Origin of the sequence: Gracilibacillus oryzae (genome assembly GCF_009498735.1) — a bacterium.
Lineage (GTDB): Bacteria > Bacillota > Bacilli > Bacillales > Amphibacillaceae > Gracilibacillus > Gracilibacillus oryzae.
The window spans coordinates 18,043-22,908 of record NZ_ML762451.1 but is presented as its reverse complement, the minus strand read 5'-3'; the positions used below and the strand labels follow the sequence as shown (position 1 = coordinate 22,908).

Sequence of the window (4,866 nt, the reverse complement as noted above, 5' to 3'; positions counted from 1 at the left end):
AATGAGGAGACAAAAGCAGTTCAGCTGACTGAAGAAGCGAAAGAAAAAGGTCTCTCACCTGAAATATCAATAATGGGAAAAATGACATTAACGGATGATGCCATTGAAGTAGAAGCCGAAACAAATTTGCCTGAAGGTGTCGATGTAACAGTGGCGGCATATGCGAATCCTAATGGGGGGTATGTGGTAAGTCAGGTTCTGGAAAAGGAAAAGATAGAGGTTGGCCAAAATGGGGCTGTAAATGGTTCCATTCCTTTTGACCCATCTTTATATGAAGCAAGATTAAATGAGCCAGTTCGTTTAGTATTAGCTTTTAGTCCTCAATCGGTTAATTCATTACATGAAAGAGAAGATGAAATCATATCTGCTTATGGAGAAAATGGAGAAAAGTTGGAAGGTCCCTTTGTTAAAGAGGAGTATAAATTTTCTCAAGATGAACCTGTCTATACTGTGAAGGCAGATGTAGTAGGGCCAATTACGGCAGGTGAAGAATTTATTATAGAAGAAAAGTCCATTGGAGACCCACCAGCTGATTATGGTAATTCTAACGTATGAGCTGAGGCAGAGATAGATGAAATAGACCATCGTTATGTATATATAAAAGGTTCCAGTAACTTATTAGATGGTTTGTTATTGAATGGCAATGTCTTTAGCAGTGAAGAGTCCAGACATGGGCAGAATATGTTTACATATAAAGCAGAGGTACAGAGGGATGGCACCTTTATAATGCCAATTGAATACAAATCGTTGACGGACGAAGGGTTTATTGAAATTTACTCAATGGCTGGAAATGACCATCGCAGGAACAAAGCGGTGGTAGATGCGTATGGGGATGAGTTTGAGCATTTGCAAGGAGACATTGTGGAAAAACGGTATGAAGATGAAACAGAGCAAATTATTAAACTGATAATTCCCTTGAATGCGCAGTACGAGGATACCCCTGATAACATTGATGTAACAAAGAACGGAGATGAATTGAAACTTATTTTGCCTGATGATATTCTGTTTGAATTTGGCGAAAGCGAGATAACGAAAGAAGGACAGAATTCGATACAAGAAGTAGTGAAGTGGCTGGAAAGTAAAGAATATGAAGGAACGATAAAAATATACGGGCATACCGATAATGTTGGTGATGATGATATTAATCAGCCACTCTCGGAAGAGCGAGCTGAGAATGTTGCTGGTAAATTAGAGTCTAATATGACTAATCCTGCTCTTTATCAGTATGAGGTGAAAGGGTTCGGAGAGTCCGAACCGGTTGCATCCAATCAAACAGATGAAGGAAGGCAGCGTAACCGTCGGGTAGAGATACTTTTATCTGGAGAAATTACAGAGGATTAATAAGAAGATTATTACTGTTTCAAGTTAGTGCTTAGCTAAAGATTTTTGCTTTGTTATCCCGCAAAATAAACCGGGCCTGCATCTGCCCGGTTTCTGGATTTAGTATTGGTGAGATGTTCTGTATCTATTACCAAAATTCAAGTCTTTCTTTAAAAGATACTTGTGGAAGAAGTATTCGCCTGCTGCCATTACTGCAGCTGATAAAATTGCTGCTCCTGCCATGGCACCTGCTGAAAGATCTGTTAATGCCATTCCAAGCAGCCATAGTACTAAAAATGCCATCCCAAGGTCAGCCATGGTTGCCGTGACATTTGATGATTTTGGCAGAATAAACAGGTCTCCGAACAAGTAAGATAGAACACCAAGAATCACTGTCATGATCAACACATTTCCTAAGCCGATACCGAATCCAAGTCCCAAAACCAAGTAAAGAACAACAACAGTCATCAATGCCTTTATTCCACGTGCTTTTCCATGTTCCATCCTGAATCTCCTCCTTTTCATTTTTTCCTTTTAAAGGATTTTACTGTTTCTAGTAATGCTATTCCCAAATAAGTGGGGATAAAACATCCTGCATTTGGGATGTTTGCCTAATATCTAGTCAGATTAGTTATTTAGAGATCTTCTCAGATTATCGAATGCCCATATCAATTCTCTGATGTATTACTATGTTCCTGGGATAATAAATCCTTCACTGCACCAATGAACGCCGGTGGCAGTAAGGCAATAGTAAAGAAAGCTGCTAACAGGTTATAGAGCGGCACCTCATATGGAGTGAACCATTCGGTGAATAGGACAGAGTTAGCAATTTTCCCAAACAAATTTCCATCAATATCCCTTAAGGCAGGGTACCAGCCAGTAAGATGAAAAAGGAAGAAAATGAATTGGATAACGAGAAATGCCGCTAAGTTGATAATCCATTTCCTTCTTCTGGCAGGAAATGTTTCTTTCATTTGATCACTCCTTTGTAGAGAATCGAATAATTTTTCCTAAAATACTTTCCTGCTGTATATCCGAATCGACAGCAGAAATGACAAAATGTAAAATAATACAACAGACAATAAGATGATGAAATAAACTTGTGAATTATCAAAAGATAAGACGGTCTGGACAAAATTCCTAATCCGGTCGTTCAAGTTAGGTATAAATAAATTAATAATAACCATGTATGCAATAAAACCAATAATAAAAGCTCTCATTAAATATTGACTCTTAAAAAGATAAGAAAAAGGAAAGATAAAGGAAATACTCACAATCACAATACCTGTGATAAGCAGGAGTTGGTCCAATTGAATAAACTCTCCATGCATAAGCCAATTGCCAAGAAAAATGGTTAATAACACTAAAAATATAAAGGCAAGTGCACTAATATACTTGGAACTGACAATTTCCTTTCTGGTATATGGCAGAGCGTTCAATAATAAATTGCTTGGAGTTTTTTCATCTTTTGCAAAAGAATCGGTGATGATGACGATACAAAAAACGATACATATCCAAACAGCAGAAGTGCCTATAAGCAAATAGATAATTAAGGCAGGCAGCAAAATGAATAATGCATTTTTTTGCATATAAATATCTTTCAAAATAAGATTCAACATAAATTTTACATTCCTTTCTTTGTGTAGAGCATAATATCTTCAAGTGTCGGTTTCTCAAGAATGACAGTATCACCAAAGATCTTTTTCGTATGCTGTTTATTTATTGTCAGTGCTTCAAAGCCATGGTTGGATTTTCTTACCGAGATAAATTCCTGCTCTGTATCACTGTCTAATAAATTTGTCTCTCCTTTGACAATCGCATATTCTTCTTCAATTCTATTCTGCTCTTTCGTAAAAACATGTTCTCCATTATGAATGAAAGTAATATAATCAGCGATCCGGTCCAAGTCTGTTGTAATATGTGTAGAGAAGAAGATGGTTCTGCTGCTGTCTTGCATTAGGTCATGAAGAATCTCCAGTAATTCTCTGCGAAAGATAGGATCAAGACCTGATGTCGGTTCATCCATTATGATCAATTCTGCATGATGAGACAGGGCAAAAGTTAAGGAAGCCTTCATCAGCATCCCTTTCGAAAAAGTCTTCATTTTTTTCTTTAACGGAAGGTCAAATTTTTCTGCATAATGGTGGAATAAGCTATCATCCCAGTTTTTATAAGCTGGTTTAATCAATCGCTTCATCTCCGTTAATGTCAAATCCTCATAAAAAATATTCTGATCAAAAACAAAACCAATTCGTTGTTTAATTTCTTTCTCATTCTTTTTGTAATCTAATCCAAAAACCGAAACAGATCCGCTGTCAGGTTGTAATAAATTAAGAATCATCTTAATGGTTGTAGATTTACCAACCCCATTTCCTCCGATAAAACCTGTGACAAAACCCTTTTTAACCGAGATAGACAGATCTTTTATTTGAAAACCTTTAAAGGTTTTATTGACATGGTGCAGTTCAATAACATTCTCCATTATGTATCCTCCTTGTATAGCATTGTCAGAAGCTCTTTCAATTCTGGTAACTTTATTCCGATTTCTTTGCTGTTTTGAATGACAGCTGTTAATTGTTCTTCTATTGCCTGCATTTTTCTTTCTCGTATCATTTCGTTATTCTGTTCTGAGACGAATGAGCCTTTTCCGACAATAGAGAAAATAAACCCATTCTTTTCAAGCTCTTCATATGCCCGTTTCGTTGTAATGATACTAATATTTAAATCCTTCGCTAACTGCCTCATTGATGGCAATGCCTGTCCTGCTTGTATTTCATTTGTCAAAATATGCTTTTTAATCTGGACATAAATCTGCTCATAAATAGGCTCTTTGGAATGATTGGAAATAATGATTTGCATGCAAAAACCTCTTCTTATTAATTATTGTATATATACTTTATATACAATATACACATAGGTGGATTATTTTGCAATAGGTATTTTGTAAAAAAATATAGTATCAGATTGATTGGGTGAGACCAGACAAAAAACAAAAAGTTAAAAATAGGTAAAGGCACTTACTTATAAAAGAGTACATACATAATGTATTCAGAGAAAGAAGCAATCAGTGATATAGGGACAGGATCATTAACAATTACGTCTAAAACATGAAGAATCACTGATGAGGTAATATTCTGGGAGGTGAAATAGTTGAGTAACAGCGAAATCAGTAAAACATCGGCTAAAATCATCGATATGCTTGTTGGGTCTACACTAAAGAAACACAATGCTCAAATAGATAGTCAACAACTCAGTGCAGAGGAAAAAGCGCAAATTAAATCACTTGTTGAAGAATTAAAACAAAGTGTGGAGTCACTCAAGACAAAGTCTGCGGATGATAGTGAAAAATAGTCATATATATCATTTTTAATATTACAGAAATCTATGGTTACTAGCCTTTGCAACAAGATTACTACGGCATATATATAACTATATAAAAAAAAAGGAGTGTTACTATGCCAGAATTAAGATATGTAACTGCAAGACCAGTGAGTTATAAAGGAAATGATAATCATTATTCAAGTCATCATTCTCATTCCAATCATT

8 protein-coding genes are annotated in these 4,866 nt (G+C 35.8%); 3 read left to right on the top strand and 5 right to left on the bottom strand.

The window, feature by feature from the left end:
• Together F9U64_RS20245 and F9U64_RS20240 are read left to right on the top strand one after the other, a co-directional pair.
• Window positions 1-555, top strand: a 555-nt coding sequence (locus F9U64_RS20245) for a hypothetical protein (protein WP_194287455.1), incomplete at its 5' end; no start/stop codon positions are given.
• 78 nt (window positions 556-633) lie between these two features.
• On the top strand, window positions 634-1,341 hold the full coding sequence (locus F9U64_RS20240) for an OmpA family protein (protein ID WP_153406714.1): 708 nt from the start codon (window positions 634-636) through the stop codon (window positions 1,339-1,341).
• 99 nt (window positions 1,342-1,440) lie between these two features.
• On the opposite strand, the gene F9U64_RS20235 is transcribed toward F9U64_RS20240, so the two are convergent.
• From F9U64_RS20235 to F9U64_RS20215, 5 genes are all read right to left on the bottom strand, one after another.
• Window positions 1,441-1,824, bottom strand: coding sequence for a DUF2512 family protein (locus tag F9U64_RS20235; protein ID WP_153406713.1), 384 nt, complete (start codon window positions 1,822-1,824; stop codon window positions 1,441-1,443).
• Between the two features lie 164 nt (window positions 1,825-1,988).
• Complete coding sequence (locus tag F9U64_RS20230) at window positions 1,989-2,294, bottom strand: YfzA family protein (protein ID WP_153406712.1); 306 nt, start codon at window positions 2,292-2,294, stop codon at window positions 1,989-1,991.
• A gap of 36 nt (window positions 2,295-2,330) precedes the next feature.
• On the bottom strand, window positions 2,331-2,939 hold the full coding sequence (locus tag F9U64_RS20225) for an ABC-2 transporter permease (RefSeq protein WP_153406711.1): 609 nt from the start codon (window positions 2,937-2,939) through the stop codon (window positions 2,331-2,333).
• Between the two features lie 5 nt (window positions 2,940-2,944).
• The gene (locus F9U64_RS20220; protein ID WP_153406710.1) at window positions 2,945-3,802 is read right to left on the bottom strand and encodes an ABC transporter ATP-binding protein; all 858 of its coding nucleotides are present in this window, start codon (window positions 3,800-3,802) and stop codon (window positions 2,945-2,947) included.
• Window positions 3,802-4,179, bottom strand: a complete 378-nt coding sequence (locus F9U64_RS20215) for a GntR family transcriptional regulator (RefSeq protein WP_153406709.1) — start codon at window positions 4,177-4,179, stop codon at window positions 3,802-3,804. Before F9U64_RS20215 ends, F9U64_RS20220 begins: the two co-directional genes overlap by 1 nt.
• A 291-nt stretch (window positions 4,180-4,470) precedes the next feature.
• On the opposite strand from F9U64_RS20215, the gene F9U64_RS20210 reads away from it, so the two are divergent.
• A complete protein-coding gene (locus F9U64_RS20210; protein WP_153406708.1) occupies window positions 4,471-4,671 on the top strand; it encodes a hypothetical protein in 201 nt (66 codons plus the stop codon).
• Window positions 4,672-4,866 lie beyond the last annotated feature (195 nt).

Excerpts from the sequence above, each read along its gene's own strand:
- F9U64_RS20235 (WP_153406713.1), bottom strand. The coding sequence starts at position 1,824 with ATGGAACATGGAAAAGCACGTGGAATAAAGGCATTGATGACTGTTGTT.
- F9U64_RS20225 (WP_153406711.1), bottom strand. The coding sequence starts at position 2,939 with ATGTTGAATCTTATTTTGAAAGATATTTATATGCAAAAAAATGCATTA.
- F9U64_RS20230 (WP_153406712.1), bottom strand. The coding sequence starts at position 2,294 with ATGAAAGAAACATTTCCTGCCAGAAGAAGGAAATGGATTATCAACTTA.
- F9U64_RS20215 (WP_153406709.1), bottom strand. The coding sequence starts at position 4,179 with ATGCAAATCATTATTTCCAATCATTCCAAAGAGCCTATTTATGAGCAG.
- F9U64_RS20220 (WP_153406710.1), bottom strand. The coding sequence starts at position 3,802 with ATGGAGAATGTTATTGAACTGCACCATGTCAATAAAACCTTTAAAGGT.